This is a genomic window from Pseudomonas sp. Fl5BN2 (assembly GCF_009908205.1).
GTDB lineage: Bacteria > Pseudomonadota > Gammaproteobacteria > Pseudomonadales > Pseudomonadaceae > Aquipseudomonas.
Window position 1 is genome coordinate 217,328 of record NZ_JAAARL010000006.1, and the last position, 24,685, is coordinate 242,012.

Below are 24,685 nucleotides of genomic sequence, written 5' to 3' on the forward strand. Positions count from 1 at the left end.
GGTCAGGGCGCCCGTGAACGGGCCCCGGCAGGGAGGCGTGGACGGCAAATCCCCGCGCTCCTCTGCGCCACGCAGGTTAGGTGAGGGCGTATCAAGGTCGGACACTGATTGCGGGGGGCGGTATTAAGACGGCGTATAGATTGATGCAGCGGGGTGTCGGGGGCGGGCCAGCGCCCCCGAACGCCTCAGGCACTTTTCAGCGGCAGCCAGATCTCCAGTACACCGGCACCGGTGTCCGGATTGAAGTCCGCGCTGTAGCGTTCGAACCCCGGCGCATCAACGGCCTCGCGGCCGGACTGAGGCAGCCAGGTTGTCCAGATGTAGTCGAAGGTCCGGGGCAAGTCCTGCAACGAGCCCCCATGCTCGAACACCGCATAGTGCTGCGGCTGCATTTCGATCCAGCGATAACGCTCGGGCAGGTCGTCGAGCTTGCTGATCTCGACCCCGGCGATGTACTCGAACCCGCCCTGGCCATCAGGATTGCAGCAGATGCCGTAGGTCACCTCATCGACCTGCCCCGGCACTTTGCCGATATGGGGAATGAAGCGTTGCCACAACTGGCCGATGTCTTGGAGAGTCGCCGGAGTAAATCGCTCGCTAAAACCTGCGATCAGCAAAAAACGCTCCCTTTCGAAGCGTGGTTCTGGACCTGCGCCCTGTTTTTGCTCATCCATGAATGCCACTCCTGCCGCTGAATAGATGGGTTCGGCTGCAAGTATAGAAGCCAATCAGCCAGGCCAGGATCAGAGCGCCGGAAGGTCTGCGACCCCGGCACCAACGATAAACTCCTGGTAGCCGGACAGAATCACGTACACCGCGAAATAGCAGAAGATCGCCGCAGATGCCAGGTAGGAATAGCGCAACAGCTTGTCTCCCAAAAGCTTGCCACCCTGGGTCGCGGCCAGGCACAGGCCCATGGTCCAGACCAGCCCGGCACAGAAGAAGCCGGCAAGGAAGAGTCCGGAGTCGGCAATCGTGCTGCCCCCGGATCGGGCAATCAGCGTGCCGCCCACCGCGGCGAACCAGAGGATTGCGCTGGGGGACGACATGGCCAGGAAAATCCCGCGGAAGAATTCCCGGCGCGGCGAACCGTTGTCCGCCTCAGCGGCCTCGGCCAGCACCGCGCTGTGATGGATAGCGGCGTAGATCATCTTCGCCGCAAAGTACACCAGCAGCGCCGAACCGCCGATCCACAGTACCCAGCGCACACTTTCGTACTGCAGCAATACGGTCATTCCGGCCAGGGCCAGCAACGCATAGATCAGGTCACCGACACAGGTCCCGAGCCCCAGGCAGAAACCCTGGAAATAGCCGCGCTGCATGGCCAGGGTAATCATCGCGATATTGGCCACGCCGATGTCCAGGCACAGTGAAAGGCTCAGCAAGAAGCCGCTGGTAAACTCCATCATTCATCCCGTTTGACGCTGTTGTTCGAAGAGGTGCCGACTGGCGATCAACCCGCTTAAACGGATCAGGCAAACGTCGGGCGCGGCCATTGCAGGCAAAAAACGTGCACGTTATAGCGGCAAACCCCGCGCCTTCGCAAATCGCCCCGGCACGCTGAAAAAAATTTCCCTGCCCTCTGGACAAGCCGCCGCTGCGGCCCTTATCGTCTGCCCCGCAGGCCACCGCAGTGGCCAACGTCGCTCGGACGGTTCCGGGCGCTTACGTCTTTTCGAGGCAACAATGGCCGAACAAGGTTCGCCGCGCCGCTTTGCGCGCATTGATCGACTCCCCCCCTACGTTTTCAATATCACTGCCGAGCTGAAGATGGCTGCGCGTCGGCGCGGCGAAGACATCATCGACTTGAGCATGGGTAACCCCGACGGTCCCACGCCGCCGCATATCGTCGAGAAACTGGTCACCGTCGCCCAGCGCGAAGACACTCACGGCTACTCCACCTCCAAAGGCATTCCACGGCTGCGCCGGGCGATTTCCCGTTGGTACAAGGACCGCTACGAGGTCGACATCGACCCGGAAAGCGAAGCCATCGTCACCATTGGTTCCAAGGAAGGCCTGGCGCACTTGATGCTGGCCACCCTGGACCAGGGCGACACGGTGCTGGTGCCCAACCCCAGCTACCCGATCCACATCTACGGCGCAGTGATTGCCGGCGCCCAGGTGCGCTCGGTACCGCTGGTGCCCGGAGTGGATTTCTTCGCCGAACTGGAGCGGGCCATTCGCGGCTCGATCCCCAAGCCGAAGATGATGATCCTCGGCTTCCCTTCCAACCCCACCGCGCAGTGCGTGGAGCTGGACTTCTTCGAGCGAGTGATCGCCCTGGCCAAGCAGTACGACGTGCTGGTGATCCACGACCTGGCCTACGCCGACATCGTCTACGACGGCTGGAAAGCCCCGTCGATCATGCAGGTACCGGGAGCGAAAGACATCGCGGTGGAGTTCTTCACCCTGTCCAAGAGCTACAACATGGCCGGCTGGCGCATCGGTTTCATGGTCGGCAACCCGGAGCTGGTCAACGCCCTGGCGCGGATCAAGAGCTACCACGACTACGGCACCTTCACCCCGTTGCAGGTGGCGGCGATTGCCGCGCTGGAAGGCGATCAACAGTGCGTGAAAGACATTGCCGAGCAATACCGGCAGCGGCGCAATGTGCTGGTCAAGGGCCTGCATGAACTGGGCTGGATGGTAGAGAACCCCAAGGCTTCGATGTACGTCTGGGCGAAGATCCCCGAGGCCTATGCGCACCTGGGCTCCCTGGAGTTTGCCAAGAAGCTGTTGGCCAAAGCCAAGGTCTGTGTTTCTCCGGGTGTGGGTTTCGGCGAATACGGCGACGATCATGTGCGCTTTGCCCTGATCGAGAACCAGGACCGGATCCGTCAGGCCGTGCGTGGCATCCGCGGCATGTTCCGCGCCGATGGCCTGGTGCCGAAAAACGGATAAACCATCAGCCACAAAAAAACCGCAGCGATGCGGTTTTTTTGTGCCCGGCGTACCGGTCTTTCGTTGATCAGCCAGTCCTACAAAAGGCAATGGAAGCCTGTAGCAACTGGCTGGCCGACGAAATGCTTCAGACCACCAGCGACAGCAACAGGATGAAGATCAGGCCCACTACCGAGAGGATGGTCTCCATCGCAGTCCAGGTCTTGAACGTCTCGGCCACGGTCATGTTGAAGTACTGCTTCACCAGCCAGAAACCCGCGTCGTTGACGTGGGACAGGATCAGCGAACCGGCGCCGGTGGCCAGCACCAGCAGCTCGCGATTGACCCCCGGGATCATCCCCACCACCGGCACCACGATGCCAGCACCGGTGATGGTAGCCACGGTGGCCGAACCGGTGGCGATACGGATCACCGCCGCCACCAACCACGCCAGGAGGATCGGCGAGATCTGTGCATTGACCGCCATGTGGCCGATCACATCACCCACGCCGCTGTTCACCAGCATCTGCTTGAAGCCGCCGCCGGCACCGATGATCAGGATGATCGCGGCAGTAGGCGCCAGGCTCGCATCCAACAGCTTGAGGATCTGCTTGGAACCGATGCCTTGCTTGTGACCGAAGGTGTAGAGCGACAGCAGCAAGGCCAGCAACAGCGCACTGATCGGGTGACCGATCATGTCCATCCAGATGCGGAAGAAGTGGCCGTCCGGCAGCATCACATCGGCAAAGGTCTTGAGCAGCATCAGGAACACCGGCAGCAACACGGTGACCAGGGTCACGCTGAAGCTTGGCAGGTTGGTGTTTTCATTTTCCCGCGCCAACTGGTCGACCAGTTCCTGGGACGGGTGGCCCGGAATGTATTTGGCGATAAAGGTGCCGTAGATCGGACCGGCAATGATCGCGGTCGGCAAGGCAACGATCAGACCATAGAGAATGGTCTTGCCGATATCCGCGCCAAACACCCCGATGGCCAGCAATGGCCCCGGGTGCGGCGGCACCAGGCCGTGCACCGCCGACAGGCCGGCCAGCAGCGGGATACCAATCTTGATGATCGAGACACCGGTGCGCCGGGCAACGATGAACACCAGCGGGATCAGCAACACGAAGCCGATTTCGAAGAACAGCGGGATGCCCACCAGGAACGCGGCGAACATCATCGCCCATTGCACACGCTCTTTACCGAACGAGCGAATCAGCGTCTGCGCGATCTGATCGGCGCCGCCGGACTCGGCCATCATCTTGCCGAGCATGGTGCCTAGGGCCAGGATGATGCCGACAAAACCCAGCACCCCGCCGAAGCCGTCCTGGAACGCCTTGAGGATCTTGTCCACCGGCATACCCGAAGTCAGGCCAAGAAAGCCTGCAGCAATGGTCAGCGCAATGAAGGGATGCAGCTTGAAACGGGTGATCAAGACGATCAGCCCGATGATAGTGACCACTGCATCAACCAGCAGAAAGGTCTCTTGGGACATGCCAAACATGGGGGGTTGCCTCCGGTTTGTTGTTTTTATTAAAGCGTTAAAAACAAGGGCCGAGTGGGATAGCGCTACCTTTTTCCAGCCAGCACTTAATGTGAAGTTTCAAGGCCATTCTCCAGCCACCATTGGTTGGCCAGTTCGGCCAGGCGCTGGACGCTCAGGGTACTGGCATCCAGCGCCAGGGTGAGCGGCTCCCCCACGGGGGATTCAAGGGTGGCGAACTGACTGTCGATCAGCGTCGAAGGCATGAAGTGCCCCGGCCGGTGAGCCACACGGTCGGCGGCGACTGCCGGCGTCAGTTCGAGAAAAATGAAGCCCAGGCCAGGCGTCGCCGCGCGCAGGCGCTCGCGATATTTGCGCTTCAAGGCCGAGCAGGTCAGCACTGGGCGCTCGCCGGCAGCCAGGGTACGACGCAATTCATCGCACAGGCTGTCGAGCCAGCCGGCGCGGTCGTCGTCGTCGAGGGGAATTCCGGCACTCATCTTGGCGATGTTCGCAGCAGGATGGAACGTATCGCCTTCAATGGCCGTGGCGCCGCTGCGCAGGCACAGGGCCTGGCTGACGCTGGACTTGCCGCAGCCGGCAACACCCATGATGACCAGGGCGGTGATGGGTTGACTCATGTAACACCTCAGCGCGCAGACAGCGCTACCTTCGCTAGTTGAAAACCCTAGTACAAAAACAGTGTCTGCCGACGCCTTCTTGTCATTTTTGTGGGTTGCCGCGTATATAGTCCGTCAAACCAAAGAGCGAGGGTCAGGCACACCTCGCTCACGCATTGCAGCTGTTTCAGGACAGCGCTACCTTAGTGACTTGAATTTTGTTTGGCAAGCCGTCTGATGACCACCCAGAAGAACGATAAAAATACCCGCACCACGGGTCGCCCGACCCTCAACGAAGTGGCACGCCTGGCCGGTGTCAGCCCGATCACTGCCTCCCGGGCCCTGCGCGGCATCAGCAGCGTGGCCACCGAGCTGGTGGAAAAGGTGCAGCAGGCGGCACTGGAGCTGAACTATGTGGTCAATTCCGCCGCCCGCGCCCTGGCCTCGGCCCAGAGCCAATCGGTGGTGGTACTGGTGCCGTCGCTGTCGAACCTGCTGTTCATCGAAACCCTGGAGGCCATTCACCAGGTGCTGCGACCCAAGGGTTTCGAAGTGCTGATCGGCAACTACCACTATTCCCGGGACGAAGAAGAAAACCTGCTGCGCAACTACATGACCTACCAGCCCCGGGGGTTGCTGCTGACCGGCTTCGACCGCACCGAGAGTTCCCGGCGGATGATTGAGGCGAACAACATTCCCTGCGTCTACATGATGGACCTGGACTCCGGTGCCGGGCTCAATTGCGTCGGTTTCTCGCAGTTGAATGCCGGGGAGACCGCCGCCCAGCACCTGATTTCTCGTGGGCGCAAACACCTGGCCTACGTCGGTGCGCAACTGGACCAGCGCACCCTGCTGCGCGGCGAAGGTTTCCGCCGTGCCCTGCAGCAGGCGGGGCTCTACAACCCCGACCTGGAGCTGCTGACCCCGCGTCCATCATCCGTAGGACTGGGGGCAGAACTGTTCCTGCAACTGATGCAAAGCCAGCCTCAGGTCGATGCGATCTTCTTCGGCAACGACGACCTGGCCCAAGGAGCATTGCTGGAAGCCATGCGCTGCGGGATCAAGGTCCCGCAACAAGTGGCAGTACTGGGCTTCAACGACCTGCCTTCCTCGGAGCACATGGTGCCGCGCCTGAGCAGCATCAGCACGCCACGAGAAGCCATCGGCCGCCGCGCAGCGGAACAGATGCTGACCCTGTTGGCCGGCAACAGCGTGGCCGAGCCGGTGGTGGACATGGGCTTCGAACTGCGGGTTCGGGAAAGCACCTGAGACGTTTCAAGGCCCCACGCTCAGAGCACTGAGCAACAGGCCAAAACCCACCAGTACGGCGCCGAACAGTTGATCGATTCGACGCCTGTAACTCATCAGGCGACTGGCGATGGCCGGGGCCGAAAAAAACCGTGCCACCATCACAAACCACAGCACATGAGCCAGGACGATGATCGCGCCATAGCCGATCTGCACCGCCAACCCCGTGCCCGGCTGGATCACCTGCATGAACAGGCTGAGGATGAAAATCATCGTCTTGGGATTTAATGCGTTGGTCAGAAAGCCACTGCGCAAAGCGGCCCAGGACGACATCCCGCCCCCGGACGGCCGCACCTCCCCCGAGCCTTGTGCAGGGCTGCGCAACAGCTTGATGCCGAGGTAGACCAGGTAGATCGCCCCGGCCATCTTCAACCCGCTGAACCACAACGCCGACTGCTGCAACAGCACGCCCACACCCAGCAGGCTGTAGCCGATATGCAACATGACCCCAAGCCCGATACCCAGCGCGGTCAGCACGCCGTGACGGCGCGAGAGCATCAGGCTGTTGCGCGTAACCAGGGCAAAGTCGGCCCCGGGGCTGAGCACCGCGAGAACGGTGATGGTGATTACCACTAACAGTTCAGTCACATCAGATACGCCTTGGTTATAGAATAAGGCGCTACTTTATGTGGATCTGCACCTGGACAGCCAACGATGAAAACTGACAATCACGGTGATAAAAACTCACAGACATTAGCGCGACGCTTGCCGCCCTTGAGCGCCCTGCGCTGCTTTGAAGCGGCGGCCCGCCTGGAAAGTTTCACTAAAGCCGGCGCTGCCCTGCACCTGACCCATGGCGCCATCAGCCGCGCCGTACGCGCCCTGGAAGAAGACTTGGGCACGGTGCTATTCGAACGCCGCAGCCACCGGGTGTTTCTCACCGCCGCCGGGGCCGAGTTGCTGCACAGCGTGACCCAAGCTCTGGACTTGATAGAAAGCACTGCCAGCCGCCTGCGGGCGCCCGAGCCCAAGGCGCTACTGGTGCTGTCCTGTGAGCCAACCCTGATGATGCGCTGGCTGATCCCGCGGATGCCGAGCTTTCATGCCGCCCACCCCGAGGTGTCGATTCAACTGGTGGCCGGGGGTGGCCCCTTCTCGTTCAATGCGGGCATTGACCTGGCGATCCGGCGCAACGACTTTGCCTGGAGCGCCGACACCCAGGCCAACTGGCTGTTCGACGAAGCCATAGGCCCGGTCTGCCGCCCGCAGCAACAAGCCAACTGGACACCGCAGCAACACGACCAGCCTCACCTGAGCGCCCAGGCGCCACGCCTGCACAGTGCCACCCGGCCACAAGCCTGGGAACAGTGGCTCAAACTCAAGCAGATACCGGGTGATCCCGCGCCGCAGGAGCAAGTTTTCGAACACTTCTACTTCAGCCTGCAAGCAGCAGTGGCGGGCCTGGGGTTGGCCATCGCGCCGTGGCAACTGGTGCGGGACGATCTGGCCAACGGTCTGCTGTGCGCGCCTTTTGGTTTTCTCGCCGATGGCAGCGCCTATTACCTGCTCGCACCTCAGGCAATCAGCGAGGACTCCGCGGCCGGACAAATGCTCCACTGGTTGCGTGAGCAAGCCCTGGAATAACGCCTTACACGGTTGGGCTTGCCGCTCCCAGCGCCGGGTCCTCACCACTGAGCAACTGCACCAGGGCCAGGGCGCCCTTCTGCAACGCCTGCTGCTTTAGCCACACCGCATGCACCGGCAGCACCAGGCCGTTATCGATGTTCTTGAACTTCATACGCTGCAAGCGCCCCGCCGTCAGCAAGGGCTGAATCACTGATAACGGGAAATTGCCCCAGCCGATGCCTGCCTCCACCATGTGCTGAGCCATTGCCAGGCTGTCGGTGCGCCACAAAGACTCCCCCACCAGCGGCCGAGTATCACTGATGGGCAGGTCGCGGCTGGCCACGACCACTTGGCGGACCCTGATCAACTCCTCCAGGTACAGCGAACCATCGCCGGCCAGACACAACGGATGCCGAGGCGAGATGCAGGCAATGACCCGCTCGCTGCCGATGTACTGGAAATATTCCAGGGCATTGACGCTCAGGCCAGCAAAGGCCACGCCGACACTGACTCGGCCACTGTGCAACAACTGCAGCACATCATCTTGAGGAGCACTGAGTACCTCCACTTCCAGCAGCGGATAACGCTCGGCAATCAGCTTGATTGCCGCCAGCACCCGCTGCTTGTCGATGTCGTCCACCACTGCGATCGACAGCTTGCTCTCCAGCCCCAGGGACAGCTCGATGGCGTGCACCTGCAACTGCTTGAGCTGGTCGGCGATCAACCGTGCATGCGGCGCCAGGGACAGGGCCAGTGGTGTAGGCACCGGCTCCCGATGGCTGCGATCGAACAACGCATACCCCAACTCGGCCTCCAGGTTGGCGATGCCCATGCTCACGGCTGAAGGCACCTTGCCCAAGGAGCGGGCGGCGGCCGAAAAGGAACCGCGCTCAAGCACGGCAAGAAACAACTGGATGCTGTCGCTGGAAAAATTCATGGGCGCCAACCTATCAGAAAAACTGAAAGCTACTGACTTTTTCTATCACTCATATTGAAGCTATCTTCTGCGCCCCTCGCCAGTCAGGTACTGGCCATCCACCTTCAATACCGAGGAACCTCCATGCAAGGCGTGAAACGCAAACTGGTCTATGTGGCCCTATTCGAAGTGTTCGGTATGACCTTCTCGGCCCTGGGCCTGGCCCTGCTGTCCGGCACCTCCCCCAGCAGCACCGGCCCACTGGCCGTGGTCATCACCAGCATCGCGGTGTCCTGGAATTTCATCTACACCACGCTGTTCGAGCGCTGGGAAAGCCGCCAGCCATCACGCACCCGCACCGTCAAGCGGCGCATCGCCCATGCCGTGGGATTTCAACTGACGCTGATCGTGTTCCTGATCCCGCTGATTGCCTGGTGGATGCACATCAGCCTGGTGCAGGCGTTTCTCCTGGACCTGGCGCTGATCCTGTTCATCCCCTGCTACACCTTCGCCTTCAACTGGCTGTTCGACCGGGTCTTCGGCCTGCCGGCCTCGGCCCTGCCCGACCCGGTCTGAGCCAAGGCAAAACATGCCTGGAGGCAAATTGACCGTCGCCGAGGGCCCGCCACGCTGATAGATTCCCATGGCCACCGGTGCCACGAACAAGGAAGCGTCATGGGAACCCCCTGCAGAATTCTCGGTAAAGCCTCGTCCATCAACGTCAGGAAAGTCCTATGGACCTGTGAGGAGCTGGGGCTTTGCTACCAGCAGGAAGACTGGGGCAACGGCTTCCAGTCGACCCACAGTTCCGAGTTTCTTGCCCTCAACCCCAATGCCCAGGTCCCGGTGCTGATCGATGACGCCGGCGTCCTGTGGGAATCCAACAGCATCTGCCGCTACCTGAGCAATCTGCATCCCGGCAGCGGCCTGCTGCCCATTGCCCCGCGGGCCCGAGCCCTGGTGGAACAGTGGATGGACTGGCAGGCCACCGAACTCAATCCGGCCTGGAGCTACGCCTTCATGGGCCTGGTGCGCGAGCATCCGGATTACCAGGACGATCGGCGTATCGGTGCCAGCCTCCTGGCCTGGAACGCCAAGATGGCGATTCTCGAACAGCAGCTTGAAAACTCTGGGGCCTATGCCCTCGGAGCAACCTTCACTCTGGCGGATATCGTCCTTGGCCTCTCGGTCAATCGCTGGAAGATGACGCCCATGGAGCACCCGAACTTTCCCGCCGTAGCCCAATACTACGAGCGCCTCAGCCAGCGTCCGGGGTTTCTTCTGCACGGACGCAATGGCACGCCCTAACCTGACTAGCACTTTTTCAGCCCACCGGAGATTCGACATGGATGGACTCAACGTACTACTGACCGGCGCCTGCGGCAGGATCGGCAAAATGTTTTTCCAGGGCTCCCAGGAGCGCTACCGCTTCACCCTCACCGACCGCATCGAACCAGACTTCGAGATCCCCGCCCCCCATCGCTTTGTGCGCCTGGACCTCGACGATCAGCAGGCCATCAGCCGCCTGCTGCCGGGGATCGATGTCATCGTGCACCTGGCCGGCATTCCCCACGCCAGCGCCGGGTTCGACGAACTGCTGCCCAACAATATCCTCGCCACCACCTACCTGTTCGAAGCCGCAGTGAATGCCGGTTGCCGGCGACTGGTATTTGCCAGCAGCGCGCAGACCATCGAAGGCTATCCGGTGGACCGACAGATCACCCCGGGCATGCCGGTGATGCCGGCCAACCTGTACGGCGTGAGCAAGTGCTACGGCGAAGCGCTGTGCGCCTTTTATGCCGCCAGACGCGGGCTGTCCTGCATCGCCCTGCGCATTGGCGCATTCGAGGACCCGCAGCACCACGAACTGACCACCACCCGCGACCTGAGCGCCTGGCTAAGCCCACGAGACGCCTTGCAATTGTTGCAACGGGCGGTGGAAACCCCAGGGGTGCACTACCTGATCGGCCATGGCATCTCCAACAACCGTTTCAAGCGCCTGGACCTCAGCGAGACCACTCGGGTCCTCGGGTATGAGCCGGTGGACGATGCCTTCCAGGAAGACTTCGGCATTCCCATCACTTACTGAGCCAGCAGGGGCGTCTGCCTCACTCTGGAAGATATTGCGCACGCTTGACCGCCCCCCCGGGCTACATTTGCCAGAAAGCGGCAACACTTGTCCGCTTACTGGCAGCCCGGCCTGAATCCATCCACTAACGCCTTGATTTAAAAGGCTTCTATTATCGGCATGGAATTTGCTAAATCATCACCCTAGATCCCTAACACAGGTTCCCTATCATGTTGGTCAACGCCCAGAAATCCATTGCGGTGCAGCCCACCTCGCGCACCGATATGGACCCGACCACTGCTGCAGCCAGTGCGCTGTACAGCGGCATGCTGCAGCAGGCCCAGAACTCTGTGACCTATCCAGCGTCCCAGCCAAGCCAGCAAGCCAATAGCGTGGACGACAACGTCAACGCAGCTTTTGCCAAGACCCGCGTCCTGCTCCAGGCCACTCCACCGACCGCCAGCACTGCGCAGGCCAACAGCGCTACGGAAACGGGTGCCTTGGGTGAGTTCAAGGACTACATGAGCAAGACTCCCGAGCAGAGGCTGCGCGACAGCATCCTGAAAGAACTGGGCCTGACCGAAGAGGACCTGAAGAGCATGCCTCCAGAACGGCAGTTGGCGATCAACCAGGAAATCGCCCAGCGCCTGCAGGACAAGATGCAGTTGGCCAAAGAAGCGAAAGAGATCAAGGACAGCGCAAAACCGATCGACGAGAAGTTCCTCGCCTCGTTGTAATCGGGCTCCACGAAAAAGGGTTCCCAACGGGAACCCTTTTTTGTGCCTGGCCTGCAGCCGCTACTGCAACTGCAAAGTCGAGTTGAACTGGCTGATGGCATCCACCACATGCCGCGAACCCTGCTGGATCTCCAGGATCACCTCCCCCGCCTCATTGGCCAACTCGACCCCCAGCCCGGTACGACTCAGGCTTGACTGCATGCTGGTGACCGCGCTCATGGACAGGTCGTGGTTCTTGCGCACTACTTCGACGATTTCCACCGTCGCCTGACTGGTCCGCGCGGCCAGGCTACGCACCTCGTCCGCCACCACCGCGAACCCTCGTCCGTGCTCCCCGGCCCGGGCTGCCTCGATAGCGGCGTTGAGCGCCAGCAGGTTGGTCTGATCGGCAATCCCGCGGATGGTCTGGACGATGCTGCCAATGATCTCCGACTGCTTGCTCACCGCATCGATGCTGCGCGCTGCTTCATTGAGGTCATTGGAAATCTGCTCGATGATCTGCACCGTCTGCTGTACCACCTCCGAACCCTTCTGCGCACAGGCGTCGTTTTGCACCGACGTGCTGTGGGCAGAATCGGCGGCGGACTGCAAGGTAGTCATCTGCTGGGTGATATCACTGGCGAACTTGACCACCTTGTACAGACGGCCCTTAGCGTCGAACAACGGGTTGTAGGAAGCCTCCAGGAACACGGTCTGACCGTATTTGTTCTCCCGTTCGAAACGGTGGGAGTGATATTCGCCCCGGTTCAACGAAGCCCAGAATTGCTTGTACTCGGAAGACTCGGCCTCAGCGCGGTGACAGAACATGCTGTGGTGCTGGCCGACAATTTCATTGAGGGAGTACTGCATGGTCTTGAGGAAGTTGTCGTTGGCGTTAATGATCCTGCCATCCGGACTGAATTCGATGATCGCCATCGAGCGCCCAATAGCGTTCAGCAGGCTCTGGTTCTCGTGTTCAACATGAACGCGCCTGGAGATGTCCGAGGCCACCTTGATCACACTCCTGACCTGGCGATTGGCATCGAACACCGGCATGTAGCTGGCCTCGAGCCAGATCTCCTCACCGCGCTTGTTCAGCCGCAGGAAGGTACCGCTGATGGGCTCCCCCCGGGACAGGTCACGCCATAGCTTGGTGTACTCCTCGCTGCGATAAAACTCTTCCTCGCAGAAAATCCGGTGGTGCTTGCCGCGTACCTCGTCAGCCGAATAGCCCATGGTCAGGCAAAAATTCTCATTGGCATCGAGCACGATGCCGTCAGGAGAGAACTCGATCATCGCCATGGAAGCACTGATCGCTGCCAATTTGGCGTTGGCCTCGCTCAGCGCACAATTGAATCGCTCGATCTCCAGCAGGTCAGCCTTGTGATGTAGGTTAAACATGGTTGTATCACCTTCAACGCTGTCTTTTAATTGACGGAAGTTCCTAGTCGTTCAACTGATCCACCACAACGTTCCATAAAACAGTGCAAGCGCCTCCCTCCATATGAGAGAGGAAGTGTCAGGTGATAAATGATGTTTAATCGGAGAGCCCTTGTTGCAACGCTCTTATCAAGCCATCCTTTTCTTGATGACCCGCTACCGGGTCGAACCTAACAAAACCAAGAAATTCCATCTAATTAAATGCTCCTAATATTGCGATGCCTCTAGTTGCGCACTCTCGCCTTTATTCACGATCTCAATCTTCCTCGGGATGAAGATTGCACAAACGCCGATTAAAACTGCCGAAACATCACGGGCAGATACCAACAGGCCAATTGATATGAATTTCACAACTGAGCATAGACAGCCGCAGACTCTATGCAAGGCCACTAGTCAGTCCGTTTTCACAACTTCCAGGGTGTTGGAATGCATTCGCGATAAGTATCAAATAAGACATAAATATTGCTTATCACCGGACCTTTTGGCGGCCCGCGCTAGGTTCTGTACGAAAGTTCGCTAAGGGTTGCCAGAAAGGCCTGAACCAGCCCATTGACCTCCCCCCCCCGGGCCGGCACCAGGGCAAACTCGCGCTCGATCACTGCAGTCAACGGCAAGACCCGCAACCCCTGGCGCTGCTCCGGCAAGGTGCTCTGGGGCACCAGGGTCACTCCCAGCCGTTCACGTACCAGGCTGAAGGCGCTGTTCCACTCGCGTACTTCGATCCGCACGTCTGCCAGCTGCATGCCGGCTTCGGCAGCCAGACTTCGGGCGTTCACTGAACAGCCGCCGGTGGCCAGGATGAAGGGCTGCGCCAGCAAGGTCTCAAGGTCGATGGTCGGAGCCTGCCAAAGGTGTTCCTGAGGCAACACCGCCACCCATGAATCGCGCCCCAACAACCACGAACGGCGCCCTGGTGTCGGATTGAGTACCACGCCCAGATCCACCAGTTGCGCATCGAGCAGGGCTTCAACCTCATCGTCGCTGACCTCCAACTGCACCACCTCGATTCCCGGGTACATCTGCTTGAAGCGCTGCAGCAAAGGCGGCAGGAACTTAGCCAGGACCATGGGGAACCCTGCCAGACGCAAACTGCCCTGAAGCATCCCGCGAGCGGCGTCCACCTGCCGGTGGACCTGTGCCAGGGCGCCGAGCATCACCTGTGCCTGTTCCAATACCTGCAAGCCGACTGCCGTGGGCAACGCCTGTCGGCTTTCGCGAATGAACAACTGCACACCGAGCATGCCCTCCATCTGCGCCAGCGCCTGGCTGGCCCCGGACTGGGTCATGCCTACCTGCTCGGCGGCGCGGGTGATGGTGCCGCACTCGGCAATCGCTACCAACAGGCGCCAATGCATCAGGTTCATCATGGCAGTAGCTATCCTTATGGTGCTTTCTGAAAGATTAATTTTACCCATGCTGGCGCCATCCCCGACACTGGCTCGAACCCTCACCAGAGACCTGCCGATGAAACTCTACTACGCCCCTCAAGCCTGTTCCCTGGCCTCTCATATCGTACTGCGGGAACTGCAACTGCCATTCCAGGCGATCCGTGTCGACAACCGCAGCAAACGTACCGCCGACGGTCAGGATTTCCTCAGCATCAACCCCAAGGGCTACGTGGCAGCCCTGCAACTGGACAATGGCGAAGTGCTCACCGAAGGCCCGGCGATCCTGCAATACCTTGCCGACCTCAAGCCCGAGGCCGGGCTGGCGGCGACCAATGGCAGCTGGCAACGGGTACGGTTGCAGGAAACCCTGAACTTCATCACCAGCGAAGTTCACGGAACCATGGGCTGGCTGTTCAACCCGGGCTTCGACGACAACGTGAAGGAGATATTCCGGCAGAAGCTGTTCAAGCGTTTTGCCATGCTGGAACAGACCCTGGAGCGCCAGGACTATCTGCAAGGCGCAGAGTTCGGGGTTGCCGATGCCTATCTCTTCACCGTGCTGCGCTGGACACCGATGTTTGCCATCAACCTTGCGACCTGGCCGGCACTGGTGAGATTTCAGGCCCGGATAGAGCAACGGCCGGCGGTACGAGAGGCGCTGGCGCTGGAGATGGCTTAGGCCCGGAATGAAAAACTGAGAGTCGATGCGGGTACAAGCAGAGCGCCTGACGGCCACTGCAGAGCGGATAAAACGAAGCCCGCATGGCGGGCTTCGTCAAAGTGATCAGTGGCCGAAGATGTTCACTTCGGTTTTCTTGGCCTTTTTCTCGGCGCGTTTCTCGTCTGCGCTCTTTGCCGGCTTCTTCTTGGCATTCTTCTTCGCGTTCATACCTTTGGACATGAGCCTCACTCCACTGTTACGGGATAGTCTTCAGGTATAGCACCTATAACCATCCGAGGTTCCTTTATAATCCGCCGCTCCCTGTTGCCAACCCCGGAAACCCATGTCCAGCCTCCAGATCAGCCTACTCGCCGAAGCCTCGCGCCCCTTGCTGGACAAATTCTATCGCCAGCATCAGTCATCCATGCGGGCCTCGGCCAAGGGTCAACTTTGGGTGGTCAGGGACACCGAGATCATTGCCGGAATGAGCCTGGCCCCGGTGGAACATGGGCATTGGCTGACGGGTTTGTTCGTCGCTCCGGCAAGCCGTGGCCAAGGGCTGGCCGCGCAGCTGGTAGAGCAGGCGCTGAAGGAGATCGAAGGGCCAGTCTGGCTGTTCTGTCACCCTGATCTGGAAACTTTGTATCAACGCATGAGTTTCTCTACCGCCACCCAGTTGCCGCGGGCACTGGGCGAGCGGCTGGCGCGCTACCGTCGCAATAAACCGCTACTGGCCATGAGTACCGAAAGCCGCCCTCAGGAGTAATGATGTGCCGCCTTACTCGTCGGCGCTGGGATCAAGCTCGGGAAACAACACCTCGGTGAAACCGAATTTGCTGAAATCACTGATCCGTGACGGATACAGCCGGCCAATCAGGTGATCGCACTCATGCTGCACCACCCGCGCATGGAAGCCCGAGGCCACACGCACGATAGGCTCGCCCCTGGGGTCGAAGCCTTCGTAGCGAATGTGTTGATAGCGCGGCACCGCGCCCCGCAGGCCAGGGACCGATAGACAGCCCTCCCAGCCCTCTTCCAGCACCGGACTCAACGGGGTGATCAGCGGATTGATCAGGATGGTCTGAGGCACCGCTTCGGCCTCCGGATAACGCTCGCTGTGCTCGAAGCCGAAGATCACCAACTGCAGGTCGACGCCGATCTGCGGCGCCGCCAGCCCCACCCCTCCGACGCTTTCCATGGTCTGGAACATATCGTCGATCAGTTGCCACAACTCCGGGCTGTCGAACATCTCGGGCGCAACCGCAGGGGCGATGCGCAGCAGGCGTTCATCGCCCATTTTGAGGATTTCACGAATCATGTTCAGGCTTCGTCAGTGGTCGGCTTGAGCGAGTGGTCCCGGCCCAGTCCCGAAACGTGTTGTTTTTCGTCGTGCTCGTCAACGCCCTTTTCGCCAGGGTCCTTGCCTTCGGCCGACATGTGTTCGATCACCGCGTTCATCTCCGCCCCCAGCAACAGCACCGCAGAGGAGATATAGAAATACAGCAACAGCACAATGATCGCGCCGATACTGCCATACATGGCGTTGTAGTTAGAGAAGGTTTTCACGTAGTAGGCAAAGCCCAGCGAGGCAACGATCCACACCACCACCGCCAGCACCGAACCCGGGGTGATAAAGCGGAATTTCTGCTTCACATCGGGCATCACGTAATACATCAGGGCCACCGCTACCATCATCAGCAGCACAATCACCGGCCAGCGCAGGATAGTCCACAGGGTGACGATGAACTCTTCCAGGCCCACCTGCCCCGCCAGCCAGGTCATGACCTGCGGCCCCAGAACCATCAACGCCGCAGCGGCCAGAAGCATGCCGGCAATGCCCACGGTGTAGAAGATCGACAGCGGGAAACGCTTCCAGATCGGCCGCCCCTCGACCACGTCGTAGGCCGCGTTCATCGCGCTCATCATCAGCCGCACACCCGCCGAGGCGGTCCACAGAGCGATGACGATACCCACCGACAACAATCCGCCCTTGGACTGCTGCAATTGGTCGATCACCGGATTCACCTGCTCCAGCGCCTCTGGCGGCAGCACCAGCTCCGATTGCAGGCGCAGCCAGGTAAAGAAATCCGGCAAGTGCAGGAAACCAATCAGGGCGATGAGAAACAGGATGAAGGGGAACAACGAAAACAGCATCTGGTAGGCCAGAGCCGAAGCATAGGTGGACATTTCGTCCGCAATGAACTCATTGACCGTGCGTATCAGCACACGGTGCAGGGGCAACCCCTTGAGGTCCGGAAAAATCATAGCGTCTCCTTTCGCCGCAAAAAGGTTGAAGTCGATGGCGACTCAGAGGCCGTTTTCTACAACAAATTAGCTTAGTTGGCGAACTGCAAACAATTCCATTGATTGATCGCCCAGGTTAAACCGTAACCTGCACATGAAAACGGCCATCCATGGATGGCCGCTTTGGTGCGTCAACGATCGCGGCGTGTTCAGGCCTTGTCGATGGTTTTTTTCACCGCATCCTTGGCTTTGCCCACTGCTTGCTGGGCTTCGCCTTTTTTCTCCTGCAGCTTGCCTTCAGCCTGCAGCTTGCTGTTGTCGGTCGCTTTGCCAATACCCTGCTTGATGTTACCGATGGCTTCGTTAGCCAGACCTTTTGCCTTATCCGCTGTGCTGCCCATGGTATTTCTCCGTAGAACATTCATTGATCGAACAAAGGGGGTTTGCGTCGTTACCCAAGGTTGACTCGCGGCCATCGCGCAGAGTTTCAATTATTTTCGCCCGGCATTTCATCGCAGATCCGAGGTTAGGCTTTATGTTTGCCGGGCAACCCGGGAGAATGCTCGACCTGTTCAGGCCAAGCACTGAAGATCCAATCTCCGTAGGAATGTTATGAAACTCGATAAAAAGCAGGCCATCGCCCGTAGAAACCAGGAACTGGGTGGTGCGGTGCTGGGCGTCAACAACTGCCATTTCGCGGAGCTGAACCGCAACCGCAATATCTGGTGGTTCGATATCCTGGTGACCCGCCTGGCCATTGGTCAGTACGAGTGGGTGCACCTGCTGCTGCACACCCCGGACACCGACCAGTTGCTGCACCTGAAAGTGCCGACCGTATTCCTGCGGGAAAAAACCGAAGGCCTGGTGGTGCGCAATGAAGGCAAGCGCAAGGCGGCCCTGAGTCTGGAACTGAGCGCCGACAAGGACTCCTTTCTCAAGGACGTACGCCCGGCCGGCACTGGCGTGAGCTTCGCGCAGTTCCAGCAGTAAGACCCACGCAGGCTACACCGCAATAAAAAAGCCCCGCATTGGCGGGGCTTTTTTTGAGCACTGACGTCTACTTCTTCAGGCCAAGTTTCTTCAGCTCTTCGTCACGCAGTTCGCGGCGCAGGATCTTGCCAACGTTGGTGGTCGGCAGCGCATCGCGGAACTCCACCGCCTTGGGCACCTTGTAGCCAGTGACGTTAGCCCGCATGTGCTGCATCACCTGCTCCTTGGTCAGGGTCACCCCCGGCTTGACCACGATGAAGATCTTGATGGTCTCGCCGGACTTCTCGTCCGGTATGCCGATCGCCGCGCACTGCAGAACGCCCGGCAGCGAGACCAGCACGTCTTCCAGTTCGTTGGGATACACGTTGAAACCAGAGACCAGGATCATGTCTTTCTTGCGATCGACGACACGGATGTAGCCATCCGGCTGGATCAGGGCGATGTCACCGGTCTTCAGCCAGCCTTCGCTACTGAGGACTTCATCGGTGGCGTCCTGGCGCTGCCAGTAGCCCTTCATCACTTGCGGGCCCTTGACGCACAACTCGCCGACTTCACCCAGGGGCAATTCGTCGCCCGCGTCGTTGATCACCCGGCACAGGGTCGAAGGCACCGGAATGCCGATGGTGCCGATCTGGATGTTCTGGATCGGGTTGACCGTGGCCACCGGGCTGGTCTCGGTCATGCCGTAACCTTCACAGATCGGGCAGTTGGTCACCGATTTCCAACGCTCGGCGGCCGCCAGTTGCAAGGCCATGCCACCGGACAACGTGACTTTCAGCGCAGAGAAGTCCAGCTTGCGGAAGGCTTCGCTATTGCACAGGGCGACGAACAGGGTATTGAGGCCGACAAAACCGCTGAACTTCCACTTCGACAGCTCCTTGACCATCGCCGGCAGGTCCCGCGGATTGCTGATCAGGATGTTGTGGTTGCCCATGAGCATGATGGCCATGCAATGGAAGGTGAACGCATAGATGTGGTACAGCGGCAGCGGGGTGATGAGGATCTCGCAACCTTCATTGAGATTGGAGCCCATCAGCGCCTTGCACTGCAGCATGTTGGCCACCAGGTTGCGGTGGGTCAGCATCGCGCCCTTGGCCACCCCGGTCGTACCGCCGGTGTATTGCAGCACCGCCACATCGCCACTGGCAGGGTTGGCTTCCTGCACCGGCTGGCCACGGCCCTTGCTCAGTACGTCATTGAATTTGACGGCCTGGGGCAAGTGATAGGCCGGCACCATCTTCTTCACGTACTTGACCACACTGTTGATCAGCAGGCGCTTGAGCGGTGGCAAGAGGTCCGCCACTTCGGTGACGATCACGTGCTTGACCCCGGTCTTGGGCACTACGGCCTCTGCCAGATGGGCCATGTTGGCCAGACAGACCAAGGCCTTGGCCCCGGAATCATTGAACTGGTGCTCCATTTCCCGCGCGGTGTACAGCGGGTTGGTGTTGACCACGATCAGGCCGGCGCGAATCGCACCGAATACTGCGATCGGATATTGCAGGAGGTTGGGCAGCTGCAACGCGATTCGATCACCGGGCTGCAAATCGGTATGCTGTTGCAGGTACGCGGCAAAGGCTCCCGACAGTTCATACAGCTCACCGTAGGTGATTGTCTTGCCGAGGTTGCTAAAGGCCGGTTTGTTAGCGAAACGTTGGCAGGACTGCTTCAACACCGCCTGAATATTCGGATACTCGTCTGGATTGATATCGGCAGCAATCCCAGCTGGGTACTTATCCTTCCAAAAGTCTTCGATCATGGAAGCCCACTCCTCAGCAACGCGAATTCATCATCGCATTTGATGCGATTATTATTTGTCTGTGTTTTTTATTAGTGTCTTTTGTCGGCGAGTCTGACTTTACCTAGGCCGAGAAGTCACAAAGCGCGCCGAGAGTAGCAGCTTTGGAAAAAGCCGCCTAGAGCCAAAAAAGACCTGAATAGTCACATAAATGACTCAAGACCATTTAATGGTCATTTTTAGAGTAAAAAATCTATAGCCTTGATTTCCGCTCTGGCCCGGGGCTTTGCGCCCTCCAGAGGAATCGTGGGCAGCCGTTGCACAACCGGCTTGCCCTCGAGGTAAGACGCCAGGGATCAGGCGATGTCGCGCAACTCGCGACGCAGGATCTTGCCCACCGGCGTCATTGGCAAAGAGTCACGCAGGACAATGTGCTTGGGCACTTTGTAGCCGGTGAAATTCTCCTTGCAGTAGGCCTTGAGCTCTTCAAGGCTGACCCCTGTTTCACGGGGCACGACAAACAGCTTCACCGCCTCGCCGGAGCGCTCGTCCGGCACCCCGATCACCGCGCAGTTGGCGACCTTCGGGTGAGCCATGACCACGTCCTCGATCTCGTTCGGATACACGTTGAAACCCGAGACGATGATCATGTCCTTCTTGCGATCGACGATGCGCACGAAACCGTCCGGGTCGATCACCGCAATATCACCGGACTTGAACCAGCCCTCGGCATCCAGCACTTCTGCTGTGGCCTCGGAGTTGTTCCAGTAGCCCTTCATGATCTGCGGTCCCTTGATGCACAACTCTCCGCGCTCGCCCAGAGGCTGCTCCACTCCCTCGTCATTGATGACCTTCAAGGTAGTGCCCGGCACCGGCAAGCCAACGGTGCCCAGGCGCGATCGGTCGCCATACGGATTGGTACAGGCTACCGGCGAGGTTTCGGTGAGGCCGTAGCCTTCGGTGATCCGGCATCCGGTGAGTTTCTGCCAGCGCTCAGCCGTGGCCTTGACCAGAGCCGTGCCTCCGGAGTTGGTCAGCTTGAGGTTGGAGAAATCCAGGTGCTTGAAGTCCGGATGATCCATCAGCGCCACGAACAGCGTGTTGAGCCCCAGCAGGGCCGAAAAACGCCAGTTCTTCAGCTCCTTGATGAAACCACCGATATCCCGCGGGTTGGTTATCAGTATGTTGTGGTTGCCGGTGACCATCATGCACATGCAGTTCGCGGTGAAAGCATAGATATGGTAAAGCGGCAACGGCGCAATCATCACTTCCTGGCCTTCACGCCATTGGGTCTGACCGTCAGGCCCATGCTGGCCGAGGCAGGCGCGGGCTTGCTGCATGTTGGCCACCAGATTGCCGTGAGTCAGCATCGCGCCCTTGGCCAGGCCAGTAGTGCCGCCGGTGTATTGCAGCACAGCGACATCTTCCAGCCCCACCTGCAGCGGCTTGATCCCCTGGCCACGCCCCAGGCGCAAAGCGCTCTTGAAGGAAATGGCCTGGGGCAGGTGGTAGGCCGGCACCATCTTCTTGATCTTGTCCACCACCGTATTGACCAGCCAACCCTTGGCGGTGGGCATCAGGTCGCCCATCTTGGCCTCGATCAGGAACTGGATCTGGGTATCCCCCAGCACTTCCTGGACCTTCTGCCCGAAAATGTTCAGGTAGACCAGCGCCCGGACCCCGGAGTCCTTGAACTGATGACGCATCTCCCGCGCGGTGTACAGCGGATTGGTGTTAACCACTACCAGGCCGGCCCGCAGGGCGCCGAATACCGCGATCGGGTATTGCAGGACGTTGGGCATCTGCACCGCGATACGATCCCCCGGAACCAGATCGGTACGGCTTTGCAGGTAACCGGCGAAAGCCGCACTGTAGCGTTCCAGCTCGGCGTAGGTGAGGGTCACCCCCATGTTGCTGAAGGCCGGGCGATCGGCGAATTTCTTGCAGGAACGCTCAAACACCTCGATCACCGACTTGTAGGCCCCCAGGTCGATCTCATTGGGGACGCCGGCGGGGCGCTTATCATTCCAGAAATCAGGTTGCATTATTCTTGTCCTCTCAATACCTGAACGATCCGGGCCGCCTCTGTAACGCTGCCAGCGGCGGGGCTCCACGGACGTTAGCAGCTATGGCGGCGCAGGCAAATATGCGTAAGTGTGTCATTAATTTTGTGAATCTAGTGTCCAACCGACCTGCGAATCAGACGTGCACGCACCGATGCGCTATAAAGTGCAGCGTCGACGAGCAAAGGAATCGCCATGACCCACGATACGTTCTGGTTGACCACGAACGACCACCAGCGTCTATTCGTCAACCAGTGGCTACCTGAAAACCCACTCAAGGCGGTGATCCTGTTGTCTCACGGCATGGCCGAGCACAGTGGCCGTTATGCCCGCCTGGCCGCCGCTCTGTGCGCTGAGGGTTATGGACTCTATGCTCCGGACCAGCGCGGCCATGGCAAAACCGCAGAGCACGGGGTACTCGGCCATTACGCTGACCAGGGTGGCTGGAACAAAGTGGTCGGTGACCTGGCCAGCCTCAACCAGCATATCGGCCAGCAACACCCTGGCACGCCTATCGTGCTGCTGGGCCATAGCATGGGCAGCTACATCGCCCAGGCCTACCTGCAGCACCACAGCGCCAGTCTGCACGGGGCAATTCTCAGCGGTTCGAACTTCCAGCCGGTGGCCCTGTACCGCGCCGCCAGCCTGATTGCCCGTGTCGAACGCTGGCGCCAGGGCGGCCAGGGGCGCAGCGCGCTGATCGAGTGGCTGTCCTTCGGCTCGTTCAACAAGGCCTTCAAGCCCAATCGTACTGCCTTCGACTGGCTCAGCCGGGATCCGGCGGAAGTCGACAAATACGTCAATGACCCGCTATGCGGCTACCGCTGCACCAACCAGCTGTGGATCGATTTGCTGGGCGGTCTGCAACAGATCAGCAAGATTGCCAACCTGGTGCAGATCGATCCGGGCCTGCCATTGCTGGTGATGGGCGGCGAATGTGATCCGGTAAGCGCTGGCAAGCGTCTCAAGGATCTGGCCAACGCATTGCGCGAGGCCGGCAGCCAGTGCCTGCAACTCAATATCTACCCGCAAGCACGGCATGAGCTGTTCAACGAAAGCAACCGTGACCAAGTGACCCACGACGTACTGGCCTGGCTGGATCAGGCGCTGCAACACCGCCGGCCACCCCGAGCGGAATAAGCTGGCGTGAAGTCAGTGCGTTCATTTATCTGTCAGAGGATTTCAGCAAGATGACCCAGGTTACCAACACCCCTTACGAAGCCCTGGAAGTCGGTCAGACCGCCCAGTACAGCAAAACCGTCGAGGAGCGTGACATCCAGCTGTTCGCCGCCATGTCCGGCGACCACAACCCGGTGCACCTGGACCCCGAGTTCGCCGCCACCACCATGTTCAAGGAGCGTATTGCCCACGGCATGTTTAGCGGCGCGCTGATCAGTGCCGCGGTGGCCTGTGAATTGCCTGGGCCGGGCACCATCTACATCGGTCAGCAGATGAGTTTCCAGAAACCGGTGAAGATTGGCGACACCCTGACCGTGCGCTTGGAAATACTCGAAAAGCTACCGAAATTTCGCGTACGCATCGCCACCCGTGTGTTCAACCAGCGCGATGAGCTGGTGGTGGACGGCGAGGCCGAGATCCTTGCCCCGCGCAAGCAACAGACCGTGACCCTGCCGACGCTGCCGGCCATCAGCATCGGCTGATGCACCATAGGTGCTGGATTGCCGGCGACCGACCCTGGTCCTGATCTGCCGCCACATTCGCCGGCCAGCCGGCGCCTACAATTTACCCCCCTCCTCTACCTGAACGCTGGCGGTCATGCCGGCGCTCAGGTTGATGCCTTCGGGCACCTTGTCGAGCTTGACCCGCACCGGAATCCGTTGCGCCAGGCGCACCCAGTTGAAGGTCGGCTCCACTTCCGCCAACAGTTGTCCGTCCGGCGTGGCATTGCGGTCGGTGATCCCCCGGCTGATGCTCTCGACGTGGCCCTGCAAGGCATCGCCGGCGCTCATCAGCCAGACCTTGACCGGGTCGCCGACCTGAATCCGCGGCAGCTTGGTCTCCTCGAAATAAGCCTGTACGTAGAAAGTCGAATCATCGATCAGCGCCATCACCGGCTGCCCGGCGTTGACGTAGTTGCCCTCGGCCAGGCGCAGGTTGGTGATATGCCCGTCACGGGGTGCGTGCACCTGGCTGCGGGCCAGGTTCAGTTCGGCAACCTTGGCTTCGGCCTGGGCCTGACGCAGTTCGCCACGGGCGATACCGGCGTTGATCTGGGCGTTCTCCCGCAGCTCGGCACTGATGGCCTGAGGGCCGAGGGCAGCACGGCGACTGGCCTCGTGCTCACGCAGGCTCAGTTGCTGCTGGCGGGTCTGCACCACCGCCTGGGCTTTTTCCAGGGCGGCTTCGAAACGCTCGCGGTCGATGCTCAGCAACAGTTCACCGGCCTTTACCTGCTGGTTGTCCTTCACCTTGAGCTCGCGCACCCAGCCGGACACATCCGGGGCCACGATCACCACGTCGGCACGAATCCGCGCGTCACGGGTCCAGGGGGTCAGCATGTAGTACTGCCACAGGTGATAACCGGCAAAGATCGCCACCGCCACCAGGCTCAGGGTAAACGCGACACGTACGGGTGTACGCATAATC

General features: G+C 60.0%; 26 protein-coding genes and 1 pseudogene. 12 read left to right on the forward strand and 15 right to left on the reverse strand.

Features of this window, described 5'->3' with window-relative positions; all coding sequences use genetic code 11:
- Positions 1-185: 185 nt before the first annotated feature.
- Both GV819_RS10855 and GV819_RS10860 read right to left on the reverse strand, forming a co-directional pair.
- Positions 186-674 (reverse strand): GyrI-like domain-containing protein, encoded by a 489-nt coding sequence (locus GV819_RS10855; protein WP_161756071.1) that lies wholly within the window; start codon positions 672-674, stop codon positions 186-188.
- A 69-nt stretch (positions 675-743) separates the two neighbouring features.
- Entirely contained in the window at positions 744-1,406 is a 663-nt protein-coding gene (locus GV819_RS10860) for a LysE family translocator (protein ID WP_161756072.1), read from the reverse strand.
- Between the two features lie 280 nt (positions 1,407-1,686).
- On the opposite strand from GV819_RS10860, the gene alaC reads away from it, so the two are divergent.
- Positions 1,687-2,901: an alanine transaminase gene (alaC, locus tag GV819_RS10865; RefSeq protein WP_161756073.1), complete on the forward strand. Its 1,215-nt coding sequence runs from the start codon at positions 1,687-1,689 to the stop codon at positions 2,899-2,901.
- A 127-nt stretch (positions 2,902-3,028) separates the two neighbouring features.
- Here the strand turns inward: alaC and GV819_RS10870 are convergent, their stop codons facing one another.
- Positions 3,029-4,381, reverse strand: coding sequence for a GntP family permease (locus GV819_RS10870; protein ID WP_161756074.1), 1,353 nt, complete (start codon positions 4,379-4,381; stop codon positions 3,029-3,031).
- An 86-nt stretch (positions 4,382-4,467) separates the two neighbouring features.
- Positions 4,468-5,001: a gluconokinase gene (locus GV819_RS10875; protein WP_161756075.1), complete on the reverse strand. Its 534-nt coding sequence runs from the start codon at positions 4,999-5,001 to the stop codon at positions 4,468-4,470.
- Between the two features lie 216 nt (positions 5,002-5,217).
- Here GV819_RS10875 and GV819_RS10880 point away from each other — a divergent pair, with 216 nt between their 5' ends.
- Positions 5,218-6,249 carry a LacI family DNA-binding transcriptional regulator gene (locus GV819_RS10880; RefSeq protein WP_161756202.1) on the forward strand — a complete coding sequence of 344 codons (1,032 nt, stop codon included), beginning with the start codon at positions 5,218-5,220 and terminating at the stop codon, positions 6,247-6,249.
- A 6-nt stretch (positions 6,250-6,255) separates the two neighbouring features.
- Here the strand turns inward: GV819_RS10880 and GV819_RS10885 are convergent, their stop codons facing one another.
- On the reverse strand, positions 6,256-6,876 hold the full coding sequence (locus tag GV819_RS10885; protein ID WP_161756076.1) for a LysE family transporter: 621 nt from the start codon (positions 6,874-6,876) through the stop codon (positions 6,256-6,258).
- 66 nt (positions 6,877-6,942) lie between these two features.
- Here GV819_RS10885 and GV819_RS10890 point away from each other — a divergent pair, with 66 nt between their 5' ends.
- On the forward strand, positions 6,943-7,872 hold the full coding sequence (locus tag GV819_RS10890; protein WP_161756077.1) for a LysR family transcriptional regulator: 930 nt from the start codon (positions 6,943-6,945) through the stop codon (positions 7,870-7,872).
- 4 nt (positions 7,873-7,876) lie between these two features.
- Here the strand turns inward: GV819_RS10890 and GV819_RS10895 are convergent, their stop codons facing one another.
- Complete coding sequence (locus GV819_RS10895; RefSeq protein WP_161756078.1) at positions 7,877-8,791, reverse strand: LysR family transcriptional regulator; 915 nt, start codon at positions 8,789-8,791, stop codon at positions 7,877-7,879.
- Positions 8,792-8,914: 123 nt separating this feature from the next.
- Here GV819_RS10895 and GV819_RS10900 point away from each other — a divergent pair, with 123 nt between their 5' ends.
- From GV819_RS10900 to GV819_RS10915, 4 genes are all read left to right on the forward strand, one after another.
- Positions 8,915-9,346 (forward strand): PACE efflux transporter, encoded by a 432-nt coding sequence (locus GV819_RS10900; RefSeq protein WP_161756079.1) that lies wholly within the window; start codon positions 8,915-8,917, stop codon positions 9,344-9,346.
- A 99-nt stretch (positions 9,347-9,445) separates the two neighbouring features.
- Positions 9,446-10,078 carry a glutathione S-transferase family protein gene (locus GV819_RS10905; RefSeq protein ID WP_161756080.1) on the forward strand — a complete coding sequence of 211 codons (633 nt, stop codon included), beginning with the start codon at positions 9,446-9,448 and terminating at the stop codon, positions 10,076-10,078.
- Positions 10,079-10,115: 37 nt separating this feature from the next.
- Positions 10,116-10,859, forward strand: a complete 744-nt coding sequence (locus tag GV819_RS10910; RefSeq protein WP_161756081.1) for an NAD-dependent epimerase/dehydratase family protein — start codon at positions 10,116-10,118, stop codon at positions 10,857-10,859.
- Positions 10,860-11,068: 209 nt separating this feature from the next.
- On the forward strand, positions 11,069-11,575 hold the full coding sequence (locus GV819_RS10915; protein ID WP_161756082.1) for a hypothetical protein: 507 nt from the start codon (positions 11,069-11,071) through the stop codon (positions 11,573-11,575).
- 60 nt (positions 11,576-11,635) lie between these two features.
- Here GV819_RS10915 and GV819_RS33720 read toward each other — a convergent pair whose 3' ends face one another.
- From GV819_RS33720 to GV819_RS10925, 3 genes and pseudogenes are all read right to left on the reverse strand, one after another.
- Positions 11,636-12,175, reverse strand: a complete 540-nt coding sequence (locus GV819_RS33720; RefSeq protein ID WP_372242079.1) for a methyl-accepting chemotaxis protein — start codon at positions 12,173-12,175, stop codon at positions 11,636-11,638.
- Positions 12,176-12,181: 6 nt separating this feature from the next.
- Positions 12,182-12,955 (reverse strand): annotated as a pseudogene (locus GV819_RS33725) (PAS domain-containing protein); the annotation flags it as partial.
- A 533-nt stretch (positions 12,956-13,488) separates the two neighbouring features.
- Positions 13,489-14,361: a LysR family transcriptional regulator gene (locus GV819_RS10925; protein WP_161756084.1), complete on the reverse strand. Its 873-nt coding sequence runs from the start codon at positions 14,359-14,361 to the stop codon at positions 13,489-13,491.
- Between the two features lie 97 nt (positions 14,362-14,458).
- Here GV819_RS10925 and gstA point away from each other — a divergent pair, with 97 nt between their 5' ends.
- Together gstA and GV819_RS10935 are read left to right on the forward strand one after the other, a co-directional pair.
- A complete protein-coding gene (gene gstA / locus GV819_RS10930) occupies positions 14,459-15,061 on the forward strand; it encodes a glutathione transferase GstA (protein WP_161756203.1) in 603 nt (200 codons plus the stop codon).
- A gap of 325 nt (positions 15,062-15,386) precedes the next feature.
- Positions 15,387-15,809 carry a GNAT family N-acetyltransferase gene (locus GV819_RS10935; protein WP_161756085.1) on the forward strand — a complete coding sequence of 141 codons (423 nt, stop codon included), beginning with the start codon at positions 15,387-15,389 and terminating at the stop codon, positions 15,807-15,809.
- A gap of 12 nt (positions 15,810-15,821) precedes the next feature.
- Here the strand turns inward: GV819_RS10935 and def are convergent, their stop codons facing one another.
- The 3 genes from def to GV819_RS10950 form a co-directional block, all read right to left on the reverse strand.
- Positions 15,822-16,361: a peptide deformylase gene (gene def, locus GV819_RS10940; RefSeq protein WP_161756086.1), complete on the reverse strand. Its 540-nt coding sequence runs from the start codon at positions 16,359-16,361 to the stop codon at positions 15,822-15,824.
- 2 nt (positions 16,362-16,363) lie between these two features.
- Entirely contained in the window at positions 16,364-17,308 is a 945-nt protein-coding gene (locus GV819_RS10945) for a YihY/virulence factor BrkB family protein (protein WP_161756087.1), read from the reverse strand.
- A gap of 188 nt (positions 17,309-17,496) precedes the next feature.
- A complete protein-coding gene (locus tag GV819_RS10950; RefSeq protein ID WP_161756088.1) occupies positions 17,497-17,688 on the reverse strand; it encodes a CsbD family protein in 192 nt (63 codons plus the stop codon).
- A 211-nt stretch (positions 17,689-17,899) separates the two neighbouring features.
- Here GV819_RS10950 and GV819_RS10955 point away from each other — a divergent pair, with 211 nt between their 5' ends.
- On the forward strand, positions 17,900-18,277 hold the full coding sequence (locus GV819_RS10955) for a hypothetical protein (protein ID WP_161756089.1): 378 nt from the start codon (positions 17,900-17,902) through the stop codon (positions 18,275-18,277).
- A 67-nt stretch (positions 18,278-18,344) separates the two neighbouring features.
- Here the strand turns inward: GV819_RS10955 and fadD1 are convergent, their stop codons facing one another.
- Both fadD1 and fadD2 read right to left on the reverse strand, forming a co-directional pair.
- Positions 18,345-20,036 (reverse strand): long-chain-fatty-acid--CoA ligase FadD1, encoded by a 1,692-nt coding sequence (gene fadD1 / locus GV819_RS10960; protein ID WP_161756090.1) that lies wholly within the window; start codon positions 20,034-20,036, stop codon positions 18,345-18,347.
- A 335-nt stretch (positions 20,037-20,371) separates the two neighbouring features.
- Entirely contained in the window at positions 20,372-22,060 is a 1,689-nt protein-coding gene (fadD2, locus tag GV819_RS10965; protein ID WP_161756091.1) for a long-chain-fatty-acid--CoA ligase FadD2, read from the reverse strand.
- Positions 22,061-22,273: 213 nt separating this feature from the next.
- Here fadD2 and GV819_RS10970 point away from each other — a divergent pair, with 213 nt between their 5' ends.
- Both GV819_RS10970 and GV819_RS10975 read left to right on the forward strand, forming a co-directional pair.
- On the forward strand, positions 22,274-23,218 hold the full coding sequence (locus GV819_RS10970; protein WP_161756092.1) for an alpha/beta hydrolase: 945 nt from the start codon (positions 22,274-22,276) through the stop codon (positions 23,216-23,218).
- A 50-nt stretch (positions 23,219-23,268) separates the two neighbouring features.
- Positions 23,269-23,739, forward strand: coding sequence for a MaoC family dehydratase (locus GV819_RS10975; protein ID WP_161756093.1), 471 nt, complete (start codon positions 23,269-23,271; stop codon positions 23,737-23,739).
- A gap of 75 nt (positions 23,740-23,814) precedes the next feature.
- Here GV819_RS10975 and GV819_RS10980 read toward each other — a convergent pair whose 3' ends face one another.
- The gene (locus GV819_RS10980; protein ID WP_161756094.1) at positions 23,815-24,681 is read right to left on the reverse strand and encodes an efflux RND transporter periplasmic adaptor subunit; all 867 of its coding nucleotides are present in this window, start codon (positions 24,679-24,681) and stop codon (positions 23,815-23,817) included.
- Between the last annotated feature and the right edge of the window lie 4 nt (positions 24,682-24,685).

What these genes read in the sequence shown, in the direction of transcription:
- GV819_RS10890 (WP_161756077.1), top strand. Translation starts at nt 6,943, where the DNA reads ATGAAAACTGACAATCACGGTGATAAAAACTCACAGACATTAGCGCGA.
- gstA (WP_161756203.1), top strand. Translation starts at nt 14,459, where the DNA reads ATGAAACTCTACTACGCCCCTCAAGCCTGTTCCCTGGCCTCTCATATC.
- GV819_RS10870 (WP_161756074.1), bottom strand. Translation starts at nt 4,381, where the DNA reads ATGTTTGGCATGTCCCAAGAGACCTTTCTGCTGGTTGATGCAGTGGTC.
- GV819_RS10910 (WP_161756081.1), top strand. Translation starts at nt 10,116, where the DNA reads ATGGATGGACTCAACGTACTACTGACCGGCGCCTGCGGCAGGATCGGC.
- fadD2 (WP_161756091.1), bottom strand. Translation starts at nt 22,060, where the DNA reads ATGCAACCTGATTTCTGGAATGATAAGCGCCCCGCCGGCGTCCCCAAT.
- GV819_RS10915 (WP_161756082.1), top strand. Translation starts at nt 11,069, where the DNA reads ATGTTGGTCAACGCCCAGAAATCCATTGCGGTGCAGCCCACCTCGCGC.
- GV819_RS10935 (WP_161756085.1), top strand. Translation starts at nt 15,387, where the DNA reads ATGTCCAGCCTCCAGATCAGCCTACTCGCCGAAGCCTCGCGCCCCTTG.
- fadD1 (WP_161756090.1), bottom strand. Translation starts at nt 20,036, where the DNA reads ATGATCGAAGACTTTTGGAAGGATAAGTACCCAGCTGGGATTGCTGCC.
- GV819_RS10880 (WP_161756202.1), top strand. Translation starts at nt 5,218, where the DNA reads ATGACCACCCAGAAGAACGATAAAAATACCCGCACCACGGGTCGCCCG.
- GV819_RS10950 (WP_161756088.1), bottom strand. Translation starts at nt 17,688, where the DNA reads ATGGGCAGCACAGCGGATAAGGCAAAAGGTCTGGCTAACGAAGCCATC.
- def (WP_161756086.1), bottom strand. Translation starts at nt 16,361, where the DNA reads ATGATTCGTGAAATCCTCAAAATGGGCGATGAACGCCTGCTGCGCATC.
- alaC (WP_161756073.1), top strand. Translation starts at nt 1,687, where the DNA reads ATGGCCGAACAAGGTTCGCCGCGCCGCTTTGCGCGCATTGATCGACTC.
- GV819_RS10900 (WP_161756079.1), top strand. Translation starts at nt 8,915, where the DNA reads ATGCAAGGCGTGAAACGCAAACTGGTCTATGTGGCCCTATTCGAAGTG.
- GV819_RS10970 (WP_161756092.1), top strand. Translation starts at nt 22,274, where the DNA reads ATGACCCACGATACGTTCTGGTTGACCACGAACGACCACCAGCGTCTA.
- GV819_RS10855 (WP_161756071.1), bottom strand. Translation starts at nt 674, where the DNA reads ATGGATGAGCAAAAACAGGGCGCAGGTCCAGAACCACGCTTCGAAAGG.
- GV819_RS10955 (WP_161756089.1), top strand. Translation starts at nt 17,900, where the DNA reads ATGAAACTCGATAAAAAGCAGGCCATCGCCCGTAGAAACCAGGAACTG.
- GV819_RS10895 (WP_161756078.1), bottom strand. Translation starts at nt 8,791, where the DNA reads ATGAATTTTTCCAGCGACAGCATCCAGTTGTTTCTTGCCGTGCTTGAG.
- GV819_RS10945 (WP_161756087.1), bottom strand. Translation starts at nt 17,308, where the DNA reads ATGATTTTTCCGGACCTCAAGGGGTTGCCCCTGCACCGTGTGCTGATA.
- GV819_RS10975 (WP_161756093.1), top strand. Translation starts at nt 23,269, where the DNA reads ATGACCCAGGTTACCAACACCCCTTACGAAGCCCTGGAAGTCGGTCAG.
- GV819_RS10875 (WP_161756075.1), bottom strand. Translation starts at nt 5,001, where the DNA reads ATGAGTCAACCCATCACCGCCCTGGTCATCATGGGTGTTGCCGGCTGC.
- GV819_RS33720 (WP_372242079.1), bottom strand. Translation starts at nt 12,175, where the DNA reads ATGACTACCTTGCAGTCCGCCGCCGATTCTGCCCACAGCACGTCGGTG.
- GV819_RS10905 (WP_161756080.1), top strand. Translation starts at nt 9,446, where the DNA reads ATGGGAACCCCCTGCAGAATTCTCGGTAAAGCCTCGTCCATCAACGTC.
- GV819_RS10860 (WP_161756072.1), bottom strand. Translation starts at nt 1,406, where the DNA reads ATGGAGTTTACCAGCGGCTTCTTGCTGAGCCTTTCACTGTGCCTGGAC.
- GV819_RS10980 (WP_161756094.1), bottom strand. Translation starts at nt 24,681, where the DNA reads ATGCGTACACCCGTACGTGTCGCGTTTACCCTGAGCCTGGTGGCGGTG.
- GV819_RS10925 (WP_161756084.1), bottom strand. Translation starts at nt 14,361, where the DNA reads ATGATGAACCTGATGCATTGGCGCCTGTTGGTAGCGATTGCCGAGTGC.